The organism is Comamonas sp. MYb69, from assembly GCF_037479315.1.
GTDB lineage: Bacteria > Pseudomonadota > Gammaproteobacteria > Burkholderiales > Burkholderiaceae_C > Comamonas.
On sequence record NZ_JBBGZG010000002.1, the window covers coordinates 50,883 to 71,357 of the forward strand.

Annotated in this window: 19 protein-coding genes; 11 read left to right on the plus strand and 8 right to left on the minus strand. The window is 64.0% G+C overall.

Going from position 1 to position 20,475, the window contains the following annotated elements; translation table 11 throughout:
- The first annotated feature begins 31 nt into the window (after positions 1-31).
- From WH303_RS02420 to WH303_RS02450, 7 genes are all read left to right on the plus strand, one after another.
- A complete protein-coding gene (locus WH303_RS02420) occupies positions 32-1,108 on the plus strand; it encodes an ABC transporter substrate-binding protein (protein WP_021029043.1) in 1,077 nt (358 codons plus the stop codon).
- 148 nt (positions 1,109-1,256) lie between these two features.
- Complete coding sequence (locus tag WH303_RS02425; RefSeq protein WP_339516719.1) at positions 1,257-2,351, plus strand: ABC transporter ATP-binding protein; 1,095 nt, start codon at positions 1,257-1,259, stop codon at positions 2,349-2,351.
- On the plus strand, positions 2,348-4,111 hold the full coding sequence (locus tag WH303_RS02430; RefSeq protein ID WP_339516721.1) for an ABC transporter permease subunit: 1,764 nt from the start codon (positions 2,348-2,350) through the stop codon (positions 4,109-4,111). Before WH303_RS02425 ends, WH303_RS02430 begins: the two co-directional genes overlap by 4 nt.
- 6 nt (positions 4,112-4,117) lie before the next feature.
- Positions 4,118-5,032 (plus strand): 4-hydroxy-tetrahydrodipicolinate synthase, encoded by a 915-nt coding sequence (gene dapA / locus WH303_RS02435; protein ID WP_339516723.1) that lies wholly within the window; start codon positions 4,118-4,120, stop codon positions 5,030-5,032.
- Positions 5,033-5,045: 13 nt separating this feature from the next.
- On the plus strand, positions 5,046-6,182 hold the full coding sequence (locus WH303_RS02440) for an alpha-hydroxy acid oxidase (RefSeq protein ID WP_339516725.1): 1,137 nt from the start codon (positions 5,046-5,048) through the stop codon (positions 6,180-6,182).
- A 29-nt stretch (positions 6,183-6,211) separates the two neighbouring features.
- Positions 6,212-7,036 (plus strand): IclR family transcriptional regulator, encoded by an 825-nt coding sequence (locus tag WH303_RS02445; protein ID WP_027011415.1) that lies wholly within the window; start codon positions 6,212-6,214, stop codon positions 7,034-7,036.
- 157 nt (positions 7,037-7,193) lie between these two features.
- A complete protein-coding gene (locus WH303_RS02450; RefSeq protein ID WP_116927613.1) occupies positions 7,194-7,967 on the plus strand; it encodes a ferredoxin--NADP reductase in 774 nt (257 codons plus the stop codon).
- A 66-nt stretch (positions 7,968-8,033) separates the two neighbouring features.
- On the opposite strand, the gene WH303_RS02455 is transcribed toward WH303_RS02450, so the two are convergent.
- Positions 8,034-8,561 carry a flavin reductase family protein gene (locus WH303_RS02455; protein ID WP_021029037.1) on the minus strand — a complete coding sequence of 176 codons (528 nt, stop codon included), beginning with the start codon at positions 8,559-8,561 and terminating at the stop codon, positions 8,034-8,036.
- A 155-nt stretch (positions 8,562-8,716) separates the two neighbouring features.
- On the opposite strand from WH303_RS02455, the gene WH303_RS02460 reads away from it, so the two are divergent.
- Positions 8,717-9,526 carry an alpha/beta fold hydrolase gene (locus WH303_RS02460; protein WP_339516732.1) on the plus strand — a complete coding sequence of 270 codons (810 nt, stop codon included), beginning with the start codon at positions 8,717-8,719 and terminating at the stop codon, positions 9,524-9,526.
- 238 nt (positions 9,527-9,764) lie between these two features.
- A complete protein-coding gene (locus WH303_RS02465; RefSeq protein WP_021029035.1) occupies positions 9,765-10,865 on the plus strand; it encodes a branched-chain amino acid aminotransferase in 1,101 nt (366 codons plus the stop codon).
- A gap of 70 nt (positions 10,866-10,935) precedes the next feature.
- Here WH303_RS02465 and WH303_RS02470 read toward each other — a convergent pair whose 3' ends face one another.
- Positions 10,936-12,270 (minus strand): D-amino acid dehydrogenase, encoded by a 1,335-nt coding sequence (locus tag WH303_RS02470; RefSeq protein WP_339516735.1) that lies wholly within the window; start codon positions 12,268-12,270, stop codon positions 10,936-10,938.
- Positions 12,271-12,357: 87 nt separating this feature from the next.
- Here WH303_RS02470 and WH303_RS02475 point away from each other — a divergent pair, with 87 nt between their 5' ends.
- Positions 12,358-13,302: a LysR family transcriptional regulator ArgP gene (locus WH303_RS02475; RefSeq protein WP_339516736.1), complete on the plus strand. Its 945-nt coding sequence runs from the start codon at positions 12,358-12,360 to the stop codon at positions 13,300-13,302.
- 172 nt (positions 13,303-13,474) lie between these two features.
- Here WH303_RS02475 and WH303_RS02480 read toward each other — a convergent pair whose 3' ends face one another.
- From WH303_RS02480 to WH303_RS02490, 3 genes are all read right to left on the minus strand, one after another.
- Complete coding sequence (locus WH303_RS02480; RefSeq protein WP_021029032.1) at positions 13,475-13,897, minus strand: universal stress protein; 423 nt, start codon at positions 13,895-13,897, stop codon at positions 13,475-13,477.
- A gap of 457 nt (positions 13,898-14,354) precedes the next feature.
- Entirely contained in the window at positions 14,355-15,200 is an 846-nt protein-coding gene (locus WH303_RS02485; RefSeq protein WP_339516738.1) for a metallophosphoesterase, read from the minus strand.
- Between the two features lie 42 nt (positions 15,201-15,242).
- The gene (locus WH303_RS02490) at positions 15,243-16,220 is read right to left on the minus strand and encodes a LysR family transcriptional regulator (protein WP_021029030.1); all 978 of its coding nucleotides are present in this window, start codon (positions 16,218-16,220) and stop codon (positions 15,243-15,245) included.
- A gap of 173 nt (positions 16,221-16,393) precedes the next feature.
- On the opposite strand from WH303_RS02490, the gene WH303_RS02495 reads away from it, so the two are divergent.
- Entirely contained in the window at positions 16,394-16,804 is a 411-nt protein-coding gene (locus tag WH303_RS02495) for a hypothetical protein (protein ID WP_239645084.1), read from the plus strand.
- Positions 16,805-17,188: 384 nt separating this feature from the next.
- Here WH303_RS02495 and WH303_RS02500 read toward each other — a convergent pair whose 3' ends face one another.
- The 3 genes from WH303_RS02500 to WH303_RS02510 form a co-directional block, all read right to left on the minus strand.
- Positions 17,189-19,057, minus strand: coding sequence for a phosphoenolpyruvate carboxykinase (GTP) (locus WH303_RS02500; protein ID WP_339516741.1), 1,869 nt, complete (start codon positions 19,055-19,057; stop codon positions 17,189-17,191).
- 482 nt (positions 19,058-19,539) lie between these two features.
- The gene (locus WH303_RS02505; RefSeq protein WP_021029027.1) at positions 19,540-19,686 is read right to left on the minus strand and encodes a hypothetical protein; all 147 of its coding nucleotides are present in this window, start codon (positions 19,684-19,686) and stop codon (positions 19,540-19,542) included.
- Positions 19,687-19,801: 115 nt separating this feature from the next.
- A complete protein-coding gene (locus WH303_RS02510; protein ID WP_339516743.1) occupies positions 19,802-20,413 on the minus strand; it encodes a LysE family translocator in 612 nt (203 codons plus the stop codon).
- Between the last annotated feature and the right edge of the window lie 62 nt (positions 20,414-20,475).

Sequence of the window (20,475 nt, forward strand, 5' to 3'; positions counted from 1 at the left end):
TCCCCTGCCTCTTCCTTCGAAAGGACACTTTATGACTGAGATCACTACCTCCCGTCGCACCGCACTGAAGGCGGCCGTGGCTGGCGCAGGCCTGATTGCTGCACCTGCCGTACTGCGTTATGCCCGTGCCACGTCCAAGCGTATCGTGGTGCGTGATGACGGCGGCATCTACACCAAGGCCTACGGCGCGGTGTACTACAAGCCTTTCACGCAGAAGACCGGCATCGAAGTGGTGGGGGTACAGGCAACGGCCGAGCCTGTGGCGCAGATCCGCAGCATGGTCGAGACCAAGAACTACACCTGGGACATGGCCAAGATCAGCCAGCCCGCCATTCTGCTGCTGACCGAAGGCGGCAAGGTGCTGCTGGAAAAGCACGGCCTGGAAAACGACCCCTTCGTCAAGACCATCCCGGCGCAGTACATGTCGCCCTACGGCGTGGGCACCAATGTCTACAGCACCGTGCTGGCCTACCGCGAAGAGGCCTTCAAGGGCCGCGCCGCACCCAAATCCTGGGCCGATTTCTGGAACGTCAAGGACTTCCCCGGCCGCCGTGGCATCCGCAAGCACCCGTTCGACACGCTGGAGCAGGCCGCGATGGCCTCGGGCGTGTCTGCTGCGCAGCTGTACCCGCTGGATCTGGACCGCGCCTTCAAGGCCCTCGATGAGATCAAGCCCAAGATCGATGTCTGGTGGAACTCCGGCGCCCAGGTCGAGCAGATGCTCAAGTCCGGCGAAGTCGACATGATCGCCACCTGGGTGTCGCGCCCGCAATCGGCCAATGCCGATGGCGCCAAGATCGGCATCGTCTGGAACCAGAACATCTGGGGCGTGGACAGCTGGTCCATCCTGGCGGGCACGCCCAATGCCGACGCCTGCCGCGAGTTCATCAAGTTCGCGTCCGAGCCCCAGCGCATGGCCTCGCTGACCCAGTACTTTGCCGCCGGCGTCACCCAGCCAGAAGCCTTCAAGTTCATCAAGCCCGAGCTGGCCAAGGAATCGCCCACCTATCCCGACAACATCAAGAACGGCGTGCAGATCGATGCCAAGTACTGGGTGGCCAACCAGGCTGCGGTGATCGAGAAGTTCAACGGCTGGGTGCTCAAGTAAACGCTGCCCGCCAGCGATGACGAAGCCTGCAGCGGCACGCCGCTGCAGGCATGTGGGAGTCTCTGCAAAGCTCCCTGCCCCGGACGAGGGTTTTGCAGAGCCTCCGTTGGTTCATTCGTTGCACCCCGGTGCAATGGAGAAGATTGAAATGAAGAATATAAAACTGTCGATTGCGGGCCTGACCAAGCGCTACGGCTCCTTTGTCGCGCTGCACCCCACCAACCTGGAAGTGCCCGAAGGCGAGTTCCTGACCTTGCTGGGCCCTTCGGGCTCGGGCAAGACCACCTTGCTGAGCATGATCGCCGGCCTGTCCGTGCCCGATGGCGGCCAGCTGCTGATCAATGGCAAGGATGTGACCTATGGCGCGCCCTATGAGCGCGACATCGGCATGGTGTTCCAGAACTATGCGCTGTTCCCGCACATGACGATTGCCGAGAACATCGCCTTTCCGCTGAAGATGCGCAAGCTAGACCGCGCCACTGCGATGAAGCGCGCCATGGAGGCGCTGGAGCTGGTGCACCTGCCCCATGTGGCGCAGCGCTTTCCCAAAGAGTTGTCGGGTGGACAGCAGCAGCGCATTGCGCTGGCGCGCTGCCTGGTCTACAAGCCCTCGATCGTGCTGATGGATGAGCCCCTGGGCGCACTGGACAAGAAGCTGCGCGAACACATGCAGCTGGAGATCAAGCGCATCCACCGCGAAGCCGGCACCACCATCGTCTATGTGACCCACGACCAGGAAGAGGCGATGACCATGTCGGACCGCATCTGCCTGATGAACGGCGGCCGCATCGAGCAGCTGGGCTCGCCCGCAGACCTGTACTTCCGCCCGCGCACGCCGTTTGTGGCCGATTTTCTGGGCGAGAGCAATCTGTTCAAGGGCACGGTGGTGTCCAGCCAGGGCGGCCAGGCCCGTGTGGCCTTGAACGGCACCAACACCGAGCTGCTGGCCTCGGCCGACCAGCCACTCACCACCGGCGCCAAGGTCTGCGTGATGGTGCGCCCGCAGAACATGGCCGCTGCTGCTGCGGCCCAGGGCGCCAGCGAGCGCTTCAGCGGCCAGCTGCTCGATACGATGATCACCGGCAGCCTCACCAAGCTCTACCTGAAGGCGCCAGCGCTCAGCAGCGAGCCGGTGGTGCTGTCCTTCCCGACCTCCATCGCCAAGCATGACCACGCGCTGGGCAGCACCTTGGACTTTGGCTGGTCCAGCAGCGACGCCGTGGCCGTCCCGGAGCCCGCATGAACAGCGCCGCCACCCCCCGTGCCGCCTGGGTGAGGCCACTGATGATGGCCGCACCGCTGGTCATGCTGTTTCTGGTGCTGCTGGTCTACCCGGTGGGCCAGTTGCTGCTGCTGAGCATCTACAGCGATGGCAGCTTCAAGTGGAACAACTACAGCCAGCTGTTCAGCTCCTCGGTGTATCTGGACACCATGTGGATCACCTTGAAGATCTCGCTGGTCACGGCGCTCTTGTCCATCGTCGGCGGCTACCCGATTGCCTACCTGGTCTCGTCGCTGCAAAAGGACAAGAAAAGCCGCTGGGTGTTCTGGATTCTGCTGTCGTTCTGGACCAGCTTTCTGGTGCGCGCCTTTGCCTGGATCGTCGTGCTGGGCCGCAATGGCCTGGCCAACCAGCTGCTGCTGGCGCTGGGCCTGCAGGATGCGCCGTCGAACATGCTCTACAGCTTTGGCGCCGTGCTCGTGGGCATGGTCCATGCGCTGATGCCGCTGGCCGTGCTGACCATGCTCTCGGTGATGGAGAACATCGACCGCAACCTGCCGCGCGCCGCGCTCACGCTGGGTGCGCGCCCGGGAACGGCGTTCTGGCGCGTCTACTTTCCGCTGTCCATGCCCGGCGTGGCAGCGGGCGCGATCATGGTCTTTGTCACCGCCGTGGGCTTTTTCATCGTGCCCCAGCTGCTGGGCGGCCGCAAGGAGACCATGATCACCCAGTTGATCATCGAACAGGTGATGCAGGTGATGAACTGGGGCTTTGCCGGCGCCATCTCGGTGCTGCTGCTGGTCGTCGTGCTGATCGTGTTTGCGGTCTATGACAAGGTGCTGGGCCTGTCGACCATGACGGGCGCGCAGTCGGACAAGAGCAACCACAGCAGCGGCTTCATGCGCCAGCTATCCGAGATGGTGCTGGGCTTGCTCGGCAGCATCAGCGACCGGCTGATCGCGCTGGTGCCGCGCTCGCGCAAACGCGATCTGCAGCAAGGGGATTCCTTCGTGCTGCGCGCCAGTGTGGTGGCCCTCTTGGTGTTCCTGAGCGTGCCTGCACTGCTGATGATCCCGATCTCTTTTGCCGACAAGTCGGGCCTGAACTGGCCGCCCCAGGGCTTTACCCTGCAGCACTACCAGGACATGCTGGCCTCGCCGCTGTGGATCAATGCCACGGTGCGCAGCTTTGTCGTGGGCTTCTTTGCCGCGCTGGCGGCTATGGCCGTGGGCACGCCGGTGGCCTTCTTGCTGGTGCGCGGCCAGATGCGCGGCAAGGCCTTGCTGCTGGCCTTTGTGCTGTCGCCGCTGATCATCCCGCGCATGATCATTGCCGTGGGCATGTTCTATTTCTTCTCCAAGGTGGGCCTGGTGGGCACCTCGCTGGGTCTGGTGCTGGGGCATACCGTCATCGCCATCCCCTATGTGGTGATGACCATGATGGCCGTGCTGCGCAACTACGACACGCGCCTGGACATGGCCGCCCAGAGCCTGGGCGCACGCCCCTGGCAGACCTTGCGCTACGTGACCTTCCCGATCATTGCCGCCGGCCTGACATCGTCCTTCCTGTTTGCCTTTGCCACCTCGTTTGACGAGCTGACCATCTCGCTGTTTGCCTCCGGGGGCCTGAGCTCCACCCTGCCCAAGCAGTTCTGGGATGAAGTGACCCTGCAGATCTCGCCGGTGATCGCCGCCGTCTCGACCTGCCTGTTCGCCTTCATTGGCATTTTGATCACCTGTGCGGACTGGCTGCGTCGCCGCTCCGCCGCTTCTTTGAATTGATGAACCATGACTACACGTATCACCTCTGAGCAACTCCGCGGCATCTTCCCGGCACTGGCCACGCCCGTGACCGCCGACGGCCAGATCGACACCCAGGCCGTGCGCGCGCTGCTCGCCCACCTGCAAGGCAGCGGCATCAGCGGCACCGTGCCACTGGGCGGTACCGGCGAGTACGGCGCGCTGTCCCGCGCCGAGCGGGCCCGCATGGTTGCCACGGTGCGCGAGCACCAGTCCGCCGACCTGCCGGTGCTGGCCGGCGTGCTCGACCCCGGCTACCACGACGCGATCGCCTCGGGCCAGGCGCTGGCCGATGCCGGCGCGGATGCGCTGATGCTGCTGACGCCCTACTACACCACGCCATCGCAGCAAGGCATCCGCGACTACTTCATGCGCTATGCCGATGCGTCGCCGCTGCCGGTGGTGATCTACGAGATCCCTTACCGCACCCGCATCTCGATTGCGCCCGAAGTGCTGCATGAACTGTCGCGCCACGAAAACATCATCGGCATGAAGGCCTGCAACACCGACATGTACCACTTCCTCAAGGTGGTCCAGGGCGTAGATGCCAGCTTTGCGGTGCTGAGCGGCGAGGACACCATCTTCCCCGCGCAGATGCTCTGCGGCGCCCAGGGCGGCATCATCGTGACGGCCAACCTGCTGCCCAAGACCTGGACCCGCATGTACGAACTGCTGACCAGCGGCAAGACCGAAGAAGCGCTGGCCCTGCACCAGGAGTTGATTGGCCTGTTGGACCTGGCCTTTGCCGAGACCAACCCCGGCCCGATGAAGTCGGTCTGGGACCTGGTGGGCGTGCAGGCCCCGCACCTGCTGGCCCCGCTGGTCGACTGCAACCCCGATTTGTCCGCCCGCCTGCGCCAGGCGCTGGCGACCCGCCTGCAGGCCGAGCGCCAGCTGGCCTGAGCGAGCATCCGCCATGCTGCCCGCCATCAAAGACTACCGCGCGCTGGCCCGCCGGCGCCTGTCCCGCTTTGCCTTTGACTACCTCGAAGGCGGCGCCGAAGACGGCCGCAGCATGGCCCGCAACCTCGCCTCCTGGGGCGATGTCACCTTCTTGCCGCGCACCATGGTCGATGTCAGCCAGGTGGATACCAGCATCGAGCTGTTTGGCCGCAAGCAGGCGATGCCCGCTTTTGTGGGCCCGACCGGGCTCAACGGCCTGTACTGGCCGCAGGCTGAGCAGGTGCTGGCCCGCGCAGCGCATGCCGCCGGCCTGCCCTTTGTGATGTCGACCGCGTCCACGTCGCTGTTGGAAGATGTGCGCGCCGCCAGCCCGGGCGATCTGTGGCTGCAGCTCTATGTGCAAAAGGACCGGCGCATTGCGCAGAGCATGATGGCGCGCGCGCAGGCGGCGGGCTTCAGCGCGCTGATGCTGACGGTGGACACCATGGTGCATGGCAAGCGCGACCACGATGTGCGCAACGGCTTTCGCATGCCCGTGCCCTGGACGCCCCGGCTGCTGGCCGACCTGCTCAGCCACCCGCGCTGGTGCCTGCGCATGCTGCGCCAGGGCGGCTCACCGCAGCTGGTCAACCTGGCGCGCAGCGCCGGGGTAGAGAGCAATATCCAGAAGCAGGCCGCCGCGATGAGCCGTGAGATGGACATGGCCCTGCGCTGGGAAGACCTGGCCTGGGTGCGCCGCCACTGGCAGGGCCCGGTCATCGTCAAGGGCCTGCTGAGCGCGGGCGATGCCCAGCGTGCGCTGCAGGCCGGCGCCGATGGCATCGTGGTCAGCAACCACGGCGGGCGCCAGCTGGAGTGCGCACCCGCACCGATGGCGCAATTGCCGCAGATTGCCGACGCCGTTCATGGCAAGATGCATATCTTTGTCGATGGCGGGGTGCGCCGCGGCAGTGACATCGCCAAAGCCCGGGCGCTGGGGGCCGATGCCGTTCTGCTGGGGCGCGCGCCTCTGTACGGGCTGGCCTCGCGCGGGCCCCAGGGCGTGGCCGAGGTTCTGGAGATACTGCGCGCCGAGCTGGAGACCACCCTCCGATTGCTGGGCGCCCCACAGGCCACCAGCCTGGACGCGACCTTTCTGCAAAAATACTAGACAGTGACCCGAGACAGCCGCTTTTTACGATGCCTAAAACCACACACAGCATTGCCGAGCCCGTAGCAAGCGTTGAACCCACCGCCCGTGAATCCTCATTGTTTGTCGGCTCGCTGGCCAAGGCCTTCCAGGTGCTGGAGGCCTTTCGCGACACCCACCGCGAGATGTCGCTCGCCGAGATTGCCCGCGCCGCCCAGCTCGACCGCAGTGCCACCCAGCGCATCATCTTCACCCTGGAGAAGCTGCGCTATATCCGGCGCCTGCCCGGCTCCAACCTCTACACGCTCGCGCCCGAGGTGCTGCGCCTGTCCTACAACTACCTGCGCTCGCAACGCATCGTCGAGCGTGCCTACCCCTACCTGATCGAGATGACCCACACCCTGGGCGAGACCTCGAACCTGCAGGAGATGGATGGCAACGAGGTGGTCTTTATCGCCAAGGTGCCGGGCCGCTACATCTACAACTCGGACTTTGCCGTGGGCTCGCGCCTGCCTGCGGCCTATACCGCCTCGGGCCGCGCCATGATGGCCAAGCTGCCGATGGACGAGCGCCTGCGCCTGATCGAGTCGACCCCGCTGGTCAAGATCACCGCGCAGACCATGACCGACCCCGAGGAGCTGCTGCGCTGCATCGAAGACGCCGAGCGCGACGGCTATGCGATTGTGCAGAACCAAACCGTGGTGGGCGATATCTCGGTGGCTGCGGCCATCACCGGCCGGGGCGGTGTGCCCATTGGCGCGATCACCATCTCGGCCCCCTCCACCCGCTGGGGCACGGCCAAGGCCGAGGCCGAGCTGCTGCCCCATGTGCTGCTGGCGGCGACCTCGATCTCCAACATCCTGGATAACTTCTAGACGATCAACGTTATTCGGCCAGGTCGAAAATAGGCATGGATTCAGCGAAAAACCCCGCTCACAACGCGCCGATATGTCCATATGACGTTTAAGTTGTATGAATAGTGAACAATAGCGTTTATAGATATACACAAGACCAACTGACTACTGCACTGCTATGAGCGCCTTTCTCGAAGAACGTGTCCTGTCTGTTCACCACTGGACCGATCGTTTGTTCTCCTTCACGACCACCCGTGATCCCGCGCTGCGTTTTTCCAGCGGCCACTTCACGATGATTGGCCTGAAGGTCGATGGCAAGAACCTGCTGCGCGCCTATTCCATCGCCAGCCCCAACTACGAGGAGCACCTGGAGTTCCTGTCGATCAAGGTCGATGACGGCCCGCTGACCAGCAAGCTCCAGCACATCCAGGTGGGTGACACCATCATCGTCGGCAAAAAGCCCACGGGCACCTTGCTGGTCGATTACCTGCTGCCGGGCAAGAACCTGTACCTGATCGGCACGGGCACGGGCCTGGCGCCCTGGCTGTCGGTAGCGCGCGACCCCGAGACCTATGACCACTTCGAAAAGGTCGTTGTGGTGCACGGCGTGCGCCAGGTCCAGGAACTGGCCTACCAGCAGCTGCTCGAAGAAGAGTTGCCCAACCACGAGTTCCTCGGCGAAATCGTCAAGGACAAGCTGGTGTACTACCCGACGGTGACGCGCGAGCCTTTCCGCAACCAGGGCCGTATCTCCAACCAGATCACTGCCGGCACCTTCCCGCAGAACATCGGCCTGCCCGAACTGAACCCGGACACCGACCGCGTGATGCTCTGCGGCAGCCCCGCAATGCTCGCTGAGCTCAAGGAACTGCTCGAAGCCAAGGGCTTCAAGGAAGGCAATACCTCGACGCCGGGCGACTTTGTGGTGGAACGCGCCTTCGTCGAGAAGTAAGCAGCGCCCCCAGCCCAGCAAAAAACGACCCTCGGGTCGTTTTTTGTTATCTGTAGCGCGGGCGGCTTAGATCAGCTGCTCGGTGTAGAAATTGCCACCGTGGTAGAGCAGCGGCGGCACGCCCACCACATGCTGGCAGTGCGCCACCTCGCCAACCAGGATCACATGGTCGCCCGCATCATGGTGCGGGCCGTTGCGGCACTCAAAGCTGGCAATGGCGCCGGCGAGCAGCGGCACGCCGGTCACGCCCACTTCATACTCCACGCCCGCCCAGCGGTCGATGCCCTTGCGGCTGAACTGCAGGGCCAGCTCCTTCTGGTGCGCGCCCATCACATTGATCGCATAGTGGCTGACGGTCTCGAACACCGGCATCGAGCTGGCAGTCTTCATCAGGCTCCACAGCACCAGTGGCGGCGTGAGCGATGCGGAATTGAAGGAGCTGATGGTCAAGCCGACCTTGTTGCCATCGGGCGCCAGTGCCGTCACCACGGCCACCCCGGTGGCGAACTGGCCCAGCGCATTGCGAAACTCGCGTTCGGAAAACGAGGCAGAAACAGGCGATTGCAGGTGTTCAGGGGGGAGGGAGCGGTTCACGGGGCAGGCAGACGGCAGGGGCAGACGCCATGCCGTCAAAAGCATGGATAGCGGTCATTATCGGCCAGGGGGCGAGGCCCCTGCGCGCGTAGGTGCTTGAAAACAAGGCAGGCGGGCCGCATCTGCGGGGGAAATACACGGCGAGAAGCAAACCTATGTCCTTGATTCCCAACTTTGCCATGCTGGGCAGTGGCCCGACGGTGCTGATGCTCCACGATGCCGACACCGACCACCTGGGCTTTGCCCCGCAGGTGGAGCTGCTCGCCAGCCAGGGCTACCGCGCGATTGCCTGGGACATGCCTGGCTACCATGCCAACCCGCCGCCCTATGGCGGCTACAGCCTGAAGGCGCTGGCCGCCACGGCGGACGGCCTGCTCGAAGCGCTGAAGATTGGCCGCGCCCATATCGTTGGTCACGGCATGGGGGCGATGGTGGCCGCCGAGCTGGCCCTGCGCCACCCCACCCGCGTGCGCAGCCTGAGCCTGGTGGCTGGCGGCCCGGCGCTGGAGGCGGACAGCCAGCAGCACTGGGTGCAGACGCGCCAGCAACTGCTGGCCCAGTCCCAGCAGCAGGCCAGCACCGAGGCGGTGCAGATGCAGCGCTTTGCCGAGCTGCTGGTGCAGCTGCAATCGGGCCAGCAGGCCTTGCCTGAAGGCTTGCAGCTGGCGCGCCATGCGATCACCCAGATCCAGCCGCTGGCCTATGGCCGTATGCTGGAGATGCTGGCCGGCCCCAGCACCCTGGCCGAGCGCCTGCCCCACCTCAGCCAGCGCTGCCTGCTGGTGAGCGGCGGCCAGGATGTCTGCATGCCGCCCCAGCGTATGCAGGCGCTGGCAGACCAGCTGCCCGACGCTCGGCATGCCTGCCTGGAGGGCGTTGGCCACTGGCCCCAGCTGGAGAGCCCCGATGCCTTTGAAGGCCTGCTGCTCGACTTTTTGGCGACCCAGCGCGCCACGGTGCACTAGGAAAAACCCGTAAACCGGCGGCCTGCGGCGGCGGTTTGCCTCTGCAGGTGGTTGACTTGCCATCCTGGCAATGCAGCCCGCTTGGCGCCACCGGGGCAAAAAACTGGCATGCTATGGGGTTTGGCGTGCAGCCCGTCACTTTCCTGGAGCCTCTCCAGGCTGGCGGACGGCCACCATGATCGGCAGCGGCTCCCCACAGGACGCTGCTGTCCCTGTTGCCAACTGAAGGATTAGTCCCGTGTCCCCCTCCTCCCTGACCTTTGCCGTCACCCCATCGAGCCAGCCACGCAGCGCCCAAGAGCGCGCCAAGATTCTGGACAACCCGGGTTTTGGTCTGCACTTCACCGACCACATGGTCTCGGTGCACTGGGACAAAGAGGGAGGCTGGCGCGATGCGGCCGTGACCCCGTACGGCCCGATTGCGCTGGACCCCGCCGCTGCCGTGCTGCACTACGGCCAGGAAATCTTTGAAGGCATCAAGGCCTACCGCCATGCCGATGGCTCGGTCTGGACCTTCCGCCCGCAGGCCAATGCCGAGCGCCTGCAGCGCTCCGCCCGCCGCCTGGCGCTGCCTGAGCTGCCGGTCGATATTTTTGTGGAATCCCTCAAGCAGATCATCGCGGTGGACAAGGACTGGGTGCCCAGCGGCAACGAAGCGAGCCTCTACCTGCGCCCCTTCATGATCGGTGACGAAGTCTTCCTGGGCGTGCGCAGCGCCCACAAGGCCACCTACTACGTGATCGCCTGCCCCGCCGGCCCCTACTTTGCCAAGGGCGTGGCGCCCGTGGCGATCTGGCTGTCCACCGACTATGCCCGCGCGGCCAAGGGTGGCACGGGTGCCGCCAAGTGCGGCGGCAATTATGCCGCTTCGCTGCTGCCCCAGCAGCAAGCGCAGGACAACGGCTGCTCGCAGGTGCTGTTCCTCGATCCTGCCGAAGGCAAGTACCTCGAAGAGCTGGGCGGCATGAATGTGTTCCTGGTCTACGGCAAGCAAAACAAGCTGGTCACCCCTGCGCTGTCGGGCAGCATTCTGGAAGGCATCACGCGCGACTCGCTGCTGCAGCTGGCACGCGACCGTGGCATGGTGGTCGAAGAGCGCAAGATCGCTGTGGACGAGTGGAAGCAGGGCGTGGCCTCCGGTGACATCACCGAAGTGTTTGCCTGCGGCACCGCTGCCGTCATCACCCCCATCGGCCAGCTCAAGGGCGAAGGCTTCTCGGTGGGCGACCTGTCGGCCCCCGCTGGCGAAGTCACGATGGCCCTGCGCAAGGAACTGACCGACATCCAGTACGGCCGCGCCCCTGACCGCCACGGCTGGCTGGTGCGCCTGGACGCCTGATCCGTCCGCAATAAACGCTAAAAGGGCTGCACACTGTGCGGCCCTTTTTCATGGCGTTGTCCGTTGCCGTTCAGGCGGCGACTGCGGCCCGGCGCTTGGCTTCGCTTTCATAGCCGTAGAAGCCAAACTGCATCTCTGGCATGCGGCCACTCACCAGCTCGGCCATGGCCTTGCCGCTGCCGGCGCCATGGGTCCAGCCCAAGGTGCCGTGGCCGGCATTGATCCAGAGCTTGCTGATCTTGGTGCGGCCAATGAACGGGATATTGGTGGGGGTGGCGGGGCGCAGGCCGGTCCAGAACTGCGGGTTGCCGCCCTGCTCGGGCAGGCGGGTGTCGCAGACGCCGGGCATCAGCTCCTCGATGCGGCGCGCCAACATATGGCAGCGGGCCTTGGCCAGCGGGCTGTCCAGCGAGCTGTCAAAACCGTTGAGCTCGATCGTGCCGGCCACGCGCAGCTGGTTGCCCAGGCGGCTCATCGCCAGCTTGTTGCCATCGTCGATGCAGCTGACAAAGGGCGCGGCCTCGGGCTTCAAGATCGGCAAGGTGGCGCTGTAGCCCTTGCCGGGGTAGATGGCGACATTCAGGCCCACGGTGCGCAGCAGCGGCGCGGTGTAGCTGCCGCAGGCGACGATGACGGCATCGCCCTGCAAGGTGCGTGGGCTGCTGTCGGCGCCCGCTGCGGTGGCACGCACGGTGACCGAATCGATCGCGCCGCCGGCCACATTCAACCGCTCGACCCGGTGGTTGTAGAGAAACTGCACACCGCCCTGTGCGCAGAGCTGGGCGAGCTTTTGCGTGAACACGCGCGCATCGCCGCTCTCGTCGCTCTCGGTAAAGGTGCCACCCTTGATATGCGCGGCATAGGGCTTGAAGGCGGGCTCGATCTTCAAAAACTCTTCGGTGCTGACCATGCGGCGGTTCACCCCGTACTGGCGCATCAGGTCGACGGCCATCTGCGCATCCTGCACCGCTTCGTAGCTGGTGAAGAAGTGGGCGATGCCGCGCTCGAGCCGGTTGAACTGGATGCCGGTCTGCGCCACCACGGCCTTCAAGGCGTTGTGGCTATAGGCACCCAGCGCAACGATCTGCTGCACATTGCGGGCAAAGGAGCGGTCATTGCACTCGGCCAGAAACTGGGTGAGCCAGCGCCATTGCTGCGGATCGGCATGCGGGCGCAGCAGCAGCGGGGCCTCCTTGTCGAACATCCACTTGAGCGCCTTGAGCGGGGCATGCTTGTTGGCCCAGGGCTCGCAGTAGCTCACCGAGATCTGCGCGGCATTGGCATAGCTGGTCTCCAGCGCCGCGTCCGGTTGGCGATCCACGACGGTGACGTCATGGCCGAGTTGCAGCAAATGCCAGGCAGTGCTGGTGCCGATGATGCCGGCGCCGAGGATGATGACTTTCATGCCTCTCAGTGTCTGGCATCTTGGCTGCAACATAAAGTGCAATTAAACTTCTTCAAGATTCATCAGTTCTTCTAATACTGGAGCCCCATGAGCAACCTGGACCCGGTCGCGCTGGAATGCCTGGCCGCCGTGATTGAAGAAGGCGGTTTCGAGAAGGCCGCGCTGCGCCTGAATGTGACGCAATCGGCCGTCTCGCAGCGGCTGCGCGCGCTGGAGGCGCAGATCGGCTCGGTGCTGGTGGTGCGCAGCCGCCCGCTGCGGCCCACCGCTGCCGGCCAGCTGCTGCTCAAGCACACCCAGCAGCTGCGGCTGCTGCGCACCGACCTGGAGCAGGAGCTGCACAGCCTGCTGCCCCACGCCATGGGCCGCAGCGCGCATGACGAGGCCATCTCGATTGCCATCAATGCCGACAGCATTGCCACCTGGGCGCTCGATGCGCTGCAGGACATTGCGCTGCAGCAGCTGCCGCTGGAGATCATCACCGACGACCAGGACCACACCTTGGAGCTGCTGCGCACCGGCGAGGTGCTCGGCTGCGTCACCACCATGCCGCAGGCGCTGCGCGGCTGCCGCGTGACCGCGCTGGGCGCGATGCACTACATCGCCGTGGCAGCGCCCAGTTTTGCCCAGCAGCATGTGCCGCAAGGAATCAACCGCAGCAACTTCAAGCACCTGCCGTTTTTGAGCTACAACCGCAAGGACGACATGCAGCGCGTGTTTGTCGCCCGCGCGATGGGCCTCAAGACCGTTGGCCTGCACCAGCTCTATGTGCCCAATTCCGAAGCCCAGGTGCGCGCCGTGGCCGCCGGCTGGGGCGTGGGCGTGGTGCCCGAGCTGCTGGCCCGCCCTTATCTCGCCGATGGCCGCCTGGTCAATGTGGCCGAGGCCCAGGTGCTGCGCGTGGACCTGTACTGGCACTGCTGGAACCTGCAGTCGGCCTTGCTGGGCGCCCTGAGCGATGCGATGGTGCACAGCGCCAAGAGCAGCCTGGCGCCGCCGACTGCCGCCGCGCGCGCCACCGTCAAGGCATAAAAAAACTGCCTGCACCCCAGGGGGATGCAAGCAGTTTCCGGATGTCCACAGGCATTCATCGCACCGGTGGTTCCATCCCTCCCTCATCAGTGAAATCCATTGCTTGTGCAGTATCCACGCCAAGTATTGCTATATGGTGAATAGCAAATGACAGACGCATGATCTGATCCATTTACCGAATCAGCAATACCGGCAGCTTGCTCTCGGCCAGCACCTGGGTCGCCACCGAGCCCAGCACCAGCTTGGCCAGTGCGCCATGGCCCCGGGTGCCCATGATCAGCAGGTCATAGCCGCCCTTATCGGCCGTCTCGGCAATGGTCTGCGAGATCGGGCCGACAGCAGTCTCGGCCACGGCCTTGACCTGGTGGGCGGCCAGAAACTCCTGCACCGGCACCAGCACCTTCTGCGCCTCCTCGCTGTGGTAGTCATCCACCAGCGCCTTGCCCAAGGCCTTGGCAGCCCGGGGCGGCAGCAAGGGCTGCACCGTGAGCACCGTGTAATGGTGGTTGGGCGTCAGCCACTCTGCGTGCGCTGCCAGGTAATCGAGCATCTTCTGGGTGTAGGGGCTGCCATCAACGGCCAACAAAATACGCATGCCTTGACTCCTTCAAAAAGGGGTGAGGGACCCAACACCGGTGGCGCCACCAACGCTGGACTGTGGCCTGGCAAACCCGCGCTCCATCAGCGAGAACGCGCTTTACAGGCTAAATCATGTGTATCAGCTTATAGATTTACCGTCAAACGGGCATTGATGTGCATCAGGTGCGGCGATAAATTTAGGTAAAAACCCTTGGATTTGATCGAAGATGCTAAGCACGCCTCAGAGAAGAACTGTCGACCGTAAACATTTTGCTGCTGAAATGCGCCTCAATAACTGTTTTAGGGACACGGTATGCAAAATGGAGATGAATACGCGGGATATAAGCGGCCGTTCAAGACATGGCGGCGCCGCAGAGGCTAGTCAGCGCCAAGCACACAACCTTACCGTACCCATGTTGTGGAGCCGCGCGAGAAGTAGTGGCGCGCTAAGCAGTCCCTGAGAACCTGTCGCTTTACACCGCCACCAAGCAATGCGGATTGAAGCTTTCCTGCTCGCCCTTGCGCGCATAGCCCAGCGGGTTGGCCACAACTCGGCATTGCCAGGGGCGGCCATCGCTGTGCTGGCCTTTGGCCAGGTAGTCGCTGGGCGCATGCAGATGGCCGTGGATCCAGAGGTCGGCATAGGGCAGCAGGTCATCGAGCACATTGCAAAAGCCGGCGGTGCCCGGGGTCAGCCCATAGCGCGGATCGGCGCTGCGCAGGCTGGGCGCAAAGTGGGTGATGACGACGGTCTTGCCATCAAAGGGCTCGGCCAGTGCGGCGCGCAGCCATTCCTGGCAGCGCAGCGCTTCGTCGCGCATCTCGGCGGCCAGAAAGGGCTGGCCATTGCGCTCGGTCTGGGCCTTGGTCAGGTAGAAGTTGGCGGCCTTGAAAGCCTTCTCGCGCTGCTTCATCAGCGCACCCAACTCGGTCACGCCGTTGTGCAGCGCAATGGCGTCGTAGTCGGACCAGAGGGTGGTGCCAATAAAGCGCACGCCGTCGATGGCCAGGGTGTCGCAGTCGAGCATGGTGATGCCCAGCTTTTCGCAGCTGGCACGCAGGCGCAGCCGGGCGGTATCGAAATCCTGGTTGTCGAACTCATGGTTGCCGGGCACCAGGATCACCGGTTCGGGCCAATGGCCGCCGGCCTGTTGCGGGCTGAACTGGGTGAGGCCAAAATCGGCATCGTCCAGCATCGAGCCATTCTGGTAGGAGCCAATGTCGCCGGCCAGCACCAGCAACTGTGCGCCGGGCGCAGGCTGGGCACGGAAATGGGGGTGGGTCTCCAGATGCAGGTCGGACAGAATTTGCAGGTGCATGGTCGCCAAGCCTACCATGGGCTTTGGCGCCTTGCAGCCCCGCTACATCGGTAATTCCAGGTCAGGAAAAGCCGCCCGGGCCGAGCGCTCCAGCGCGTGCAGCATCCATTCCAGCGCCGAGGGCGGAATATGCCCGCTGCGGCTGCGCCAGAGCGCATCCACATGCACGGCCTCCACGCGCAGCGGCAGCGGCTGGAAGGCCAGCAGATCGGCGATGCCGGTGGCAGGCACAAAGTGGCGCGGCAGGACGGTCAGCAGATCGGTGCGCGCCACCACGCGGGCGGCGGTGAAGTACTGGTTCACCGTCAGCACCACCCGGCGTTTGCGGCCGATCGATGCCAGCGCCTCGTCCAGAAAGCCAAAGGGCTGGCCGGAAAAGCTCACCAGCATATGGCGCGCATCGCAGTAGCGCTCCAAAGTAAGCAAGCCCTCACTCAGAGGGTGATCCTTGCGCATCACGCAGAGGTATTCGCCGTCATAGAGGCGCCGGCTCTCGAAATCCACCAGGTCCCCCGACTGGGCGCGGGCCGTCATCTCCGCGAGCACAAAGGGGAAATAGCCCACGGCCAGGTCGGCGGTCTCGGCTTCCAGCTCCTCGCGCGGATCCCGGGTAGTGAGTGGTTGCACATGCACAGAGACGCCTGGTGCCTCGGTCTCCAGAATATGCATCAGGCTGGGCAGCAAGGTGGCGGCGGTAGCATCGGCCATCGCCACGACAAAGGCCTGGGTCGCATGGGCGGGGTCAAAGCGCTCCGGCGCAAAGCTGGCCTGCAGGCGCGCCAGCGATTCGCGCACCACCGGCCACAGCGCATTGGCCAGCGGCGTGGGCTCCACGCCCTGGCCACTGCGCACCAACAGCTCGTCATGCAGCGCCTCGCGCAGGCGCCGCATCGCATTGCTGACCGCCGGCTGGGTGATGGCCAGCTTGTCGGCCGCCCGGGTCAGGCTGCGCTCATTCATCACCTCGTCGAATACACGCAAGAGGTTCAGGTCCAGGTGCCGAAATTGGTGGGGCAGCATTTTCAATCCTTTGCAACGCTGGGCGAACCGCAATACATCACTGGCATGAATGATACAGATTCAAAAGATAAATTTGAGAACGTCTAGGGTAAACCCTATACTTCGTTCATCGCTTCAAAGAAGCATTAATACCAAAGACATCCATCATGACCAACAGTTTTGTACACACTGACATGGCTACCGAACACACGGGCGTTCTGCGTGTGGAACGTGCTGCTGAACATCTCAAGACCACCTTCGGCACCAAGGGCGTTGGCGCATCGCTGATGCTGGCCGCGCTGGTCGCTGCCGTGCTGGTGGTTGCTACCCGCCTGGTGGACTCCGTCGCTGGCGGTAGCCACTGGATCGCTGGCTGGGCCCTGCTGTGGGCTGTCGCCTTTGTCGCCATCGCCCTGCTGGCCGCCCCTGCCCGCAACCTGAGCAGCAGCCTGCGCGCCGCCCGCCGCAGCTGGGACGAAGGCCACCGCCGCGCCCTGGAAGACGACAAGACCTGGCAAGTGGCCCTGCAAGACAGCCGCGTGATGGCTGACCTGAACCGCGCCATGAGCGACGCAGCGGTTTCGTTCTACCACAAGAACTACTGATCAACGCCGGGGTTCCTCCAGAGCCCCAGCGCCGGCAGCCACGATCTGCCTTTTCAAGAGCCACGGCATGCCGTGGCTTTTTTGTTGCTGGTGGCTGCATCTCATCCAAAGTGGATCAGCGGTTTGGGATTGCGGAACACCTCCGCCTGCGCAAGCCGCAGGTGCTAGGAAAACGCTTGGCAAGCACTTTCCTGCCCCGCAACATGCTGGCTGTATGCAACAAACCACAGTTCCATCGATGCGCTGACGCTGAGTCCAAGCGCGCTCACAACAAACCAAGCACCCAAAACAAAACCCCGCATGCCTAAAACATGCGGGGTTTTGCTGTGTTGCGCTATCCCAGCCACTGGCAGCGGGGCTACCAGCGAGCTCGCCAGCTACCGATCAAGCAGCGACCAGGCGCTTTTCCAGATCGGCCTTGATGTCCAGCAGCGCCTGGGGCAGGCGCTGGGCCAGGTGGTCGAAATGGGCCTGGTGCGATGCCAGCTCTTCGGTCCAGACGGCGGTGTCGATGTTGGTGACGGTCTTGAACTGCTCGGCATTGAAGTCCAGGCCGGTCCAGTTGATCTCGGCGTACTGCGGCGCGACACCAAAGGCGGTCTGCGTGCCCTGCACCTGGCCTTCGAGGCGGTCGAGCATCCACTTGAGCACGCGCATGTTCTCACCGTAGCCAGGCCAGACGAACTTGCCAGCGGCATCCTTGCGGAACCAGTTGGTGGTGTAGATCTTGGGCAGCTGCGCGCCAGCGGCTTCGAGCTTGTCGCCCAGGTTCAGCCAGTGGGCGAAGTAGTCGCTCATGTTGTAGCCCATGAAAGGCAGCATTGCGAACGGATCGCGGCGCACCACGCCTTGCGCGCCAAAGGCGGCAGCGGTGGTTTCCGAGCCCATGGTCGCAGCCATGTAGACGCCTTCCTTCCAGTTGCGCGCCTCGGTCACCAGCGGCACGGTGGTCGAGCGGCGGCCACCAAAGATGAAGGCATCGATCTTCACGCCCTTGGGGTCGTCCCAGGCTTCGTCGAGCGCCGGGTTGTTCGTGGCAGCGACGGTGAAGCGGGCATTGGGGTGGGCGGCCTTGGCGCCGGTTTCCTTGGCGATCTGGGGCGTCCAGTCCTTGCCTTGCCAGTCGATCAGGTGGTCTGGCAGCTGGCCGCTGTCCTTTTCCATGCCTTCCCACCACACATCGCCGTCATCGGTCAGCGCAACGTTGGTGAAGATGACGTTCTTGTCCAAACTGGCCATGCAGTTGGGGTTGGTGTGGTAGTTGGTGCCAGGGGCCACGCCAAAGTAGCCGGCTTCGGGGTTGATCGCGCGCAGCGAGCCGTCGGCCTGGGGCTTGATCCAGGCGATGTCGTCGCCAATGGTGGTGACTTTCCAGCCTTCAAAGCCGGTGGGTGGCACCAGCATCGAGAAATTGGTCTTGCCGCAGGCGCTGGGGAAAGCGGCGGCCACATGGTACTTCTTGCCCTGGGGGTTTTGCACGCCCAGAATCAGCATGTGCTCGGCCAGCCAGCCCTGGTCGCGGCCCATGGTCGAGGCGATGCGCAGCGCAAAGCACTTCTTGCCCAGCAGCGCATTGCCGCCGTAGCCCGAACCGTAGGACCAAATTTCGCGCGTCTCGGGGTAGTGCACGATGTACTTGGTCTTGTTGCAAGGCCAGCTGGTGGTGTCCTTTTCGCCGGCCTGCAGCGGCGCGCCGATGGTGTGCACGCAGGGCACAAATGCACCATCGCTGCCGATCACGTCGTACACGGCACGGCCCATGCGGGTCATGATCTTCATGTTGACCGCGACATAGGCGCTGTCGGACAGCTCGATGCCCACGTGGGCAATGGGCGAGCCCAGCGGGCCCATCGAGAACGGCACCACATACATGGTGCGGCCCTTCATACAACCGTCAAACAGCGGCTGTAGAGTCGAGCGCATCTCGGCAGGTTCCATCCAGTTGTTGGTCGGGCCGGCATCTTCCTTCTTGGCCGAGCAGATGTAGGTGCGGTCTTCCACGCGGGCCACGTCCGAGGGATCGGACCAGGCCAGAAAGCTGCCGGGGCGCTTGGCGGGGTTGAGCTTCTTGAAGGTACCGGCATCGACCAGTTGCTGGCAGAGGCGGTCGTATTCTTCCTGGCTGCCATCGCACCAGTAAACGGCGTCAGGCTTGCACAGTGCGGCCATATCGGCCACCCAGGCGATGAGCTTGGGGTTCTTGACGTAGTCGGGGGCCTGAATGGCGACACCGGCCTGGATGTTTGCGTTCATGGGAAGGCTTTCAAAGTTGTAAACGGTTCATCAAAAACCGCTGCGACAAGCTCCTTGGCCGACAGCAACCCATTTTTGAAAAACCGTCTCCACAGCGTCGGACAAGGCGCAATGCCTGTGCGCAACAATGCCTACGCTGGACTGGCGATTTTAGCAGTCAGCCCCCAAAACGGTGATTTTCAGTCGCCACATCTATGCATTTGATGCATGACAAAATGCATAACTGTATTGATACCGGTTTCTTGGGCAACAGCCCTGTCGCGCAGGTGGCGCTGGGCCCGGCACCACCCAGGCACCACCCAGGCACCACCCAGGCACCACCCAGGCACCACCCAGGCACCACCCAGGCACCACCCAGGCGTCAACCAGACGTCACCCAGGGGCCTGGCCAGCACAGGGCCTTGCCAGCCTTCGTCAGCGAACGCCAGGCAACAAAAAACCCGCCAGCGGCGGGTTCAGCAACGGGGTTTGGCGCGCAGCGCTCAGGCCATGTGTACGGCGATAAAGGCCAGCAGGAACATCATCAATGCGCCCACCAGCGGCAGCACCACGGGCATCAGCGGAACAATGGCTTCCACGGTATCCATCGGGGCGTGTTCGGTGTCGGCGTCGGTGTGCGGGCTGGACATGGGCTCTCTCCAATGCAAAGGCTGAGGACCATTGTAGCGAGCGGGCGCCGGGCCTGCATGCCGGGCGAACCCTGAGCCTGCCACGGTGCAAGGCCCTGGGTCGGCTCGCCCGCTGTCAGCCCTCCAGCACCGGGTAGAGCGACAGCACCAGCAGCGCCGCCATGCACCAGTTAAAGCGCTGCAGCGCCCGGGGTGTGCGCAGCGCGCGGCCCACGGCGCTGCCAAACAAGGTCCAGACGCTGACGCTGGGGTAGTTCACCAGCCCAAGCACCAGAGCGGCGAGCAGCAGGTTGGCGGCATAGCCATCGCGCGGGGTGTAGGTGGCCACAATGCCGATGGCCATGATCCAGGCCTTGGGATTGACCCACTGGAAGGCAGCGGCCTGCCAAAAGCCAAAAGGTTGCGCAGCCGCCTGCCCGGCACCCGCCTGCCCGGAGCGGGCAATCTTCCAGGCCAGCCACAGCAGGTAGGCGGCGCCCAGGTACTTGAGCCAGGTGTAGAGGCGCGGCTCGCGCTCAAAGGCCACGCCCAGGCCCAGGCCCACCAGCAGCAGCATGGCCACCACCCCCAGGCTGATGCCCAGCATATGCGGCACCGTGCGGCGGTAGCCAAAGCTCGCGCCCGAGGCCGTCAGCATCACATTGTTGGGGCCTGGCGTGACCGAGCTGACAAAGGCGAACAGGGCCAGGGGCAACACAAAGGCGGAGGTTTCGGGCAAAACAGACATGGCAAGCTACGGAAAAAAAGGAGAAAAGAAAAGCTGCTGCCATGCTAAGGCCGTTATGCAGT

Coding starts and splice junctions, on each gene's coding strand:
- WH303_RS02510 (WP_339516743.1), bottom strand. CDS start 20,413: ATGTCTGTTTTGCCCGAAACCTCCGCCTTTGTGTTGCCCCTGGCCCTG.
- dapA (WP_339516723.1), top strand. CDS start 4,118: ATGACTACACGTATCACCTCTGAGCAACTCCGCGGCATCTTCCCGGCA.
- WH303_RS02460 (WP_339516732.1), top strand. CDS start 8,717: ATGTCCTTGATTCCCAACTTTGCCATGCTGGGCAGTGGCCCGACGGTG.
- WH303_RS02470 (WP_339516735.1), bottom strand. CDS start 12,270: ATGAAAGTCATCATCCTCGGCGCCGGCATCATCGGCACCAGCACTGCC.
- WH303_RS02490 (WP_021029030.1), bottom strand. CDS start 16,220: ATGCTGCCCCACCAATTTCGGCACCTGGACCTGAACCTCTTGCGTGTA.
- WH303_RS02440 (WP_339516725.1), top strand. CDS start 5,046: ATGCTGCCCGCCATCAAAGACTACCGCGCGCTGGCCCGCCGGCGCCTG.
- WH303_RS02445 (WP_027011415.1), top strand. CDS start 6,212: ATGCCTAAAACCACACACAGCATTGCCGAGCCCGTAGCAAGCGTTGAA.
- WH303_RS02420 (WP_021029043.1), top strand. CDS start 32: ATGACTGAGATCACTACCTCCCGTCGCACCGCACTGAAGGCGGCCGTG.
- WH303_RS02485 (WP_339516738.1), bottom strand. CDS start 15,200: ATGCACCTGCAAATTCTGTCCGACCTGCATCTGGAGACCCACCCCCAT.
- WH303_RS02425 (WP_339516719.1), top strand. CDS start 1,257: ATGAAGAATATAAAACTGTCGATTGCGGGCCTGACCAAGCGCTACGGC.
- WH303_RS02475 (WP_339516736.1), top strand. CDS start 12,358: ATGAGCAACCTGGACCCGGTCGCGCTGGAATGCCTGGCCGCCGTGATT.
- WH303_RS02430 (WP_339516721.1), top strand. CDS start 2,348: ATGAACAGCGCCGCCACCCCCCGTGCCGCCTGGGTGAGGCCACTGATG.
- WH303_RS02450 (WP_116927613.1), top strand. CDS start 7,194: ATGAGCGCCTTTCTCGAAGAACGTGTCCTGTCTGTTCACCACTGGACC.
- WH303_RS02505 (WP_021029027.1), bottom strand. CDS start 19,686: ATGTCCAGCCCGCACACCGACGCCGACACCGAACACGCCCCGATGGAT.
- WH303_RS02480 (WP_021029032.1), bottom strand. CDS start 13,897: ATGCGTATTTTGTTGGCCGTTGATGGCAGCCCCTACACCCAGAAGATG.
- WH303_RS02500 (WP_339516741.1), bottom strand. CDS start 19,057: ATGAACGCAAACATCCAGGCCGGTGTCGCCATTCAGGCCCCCGACTAC.
- WH303_RS02495 (WP_239645084.1), top strand. CDS start 16,394: ATGGCTACCGAACACACGGGCGTTCTGCGTGTGGAACGTGCTGCTGAA.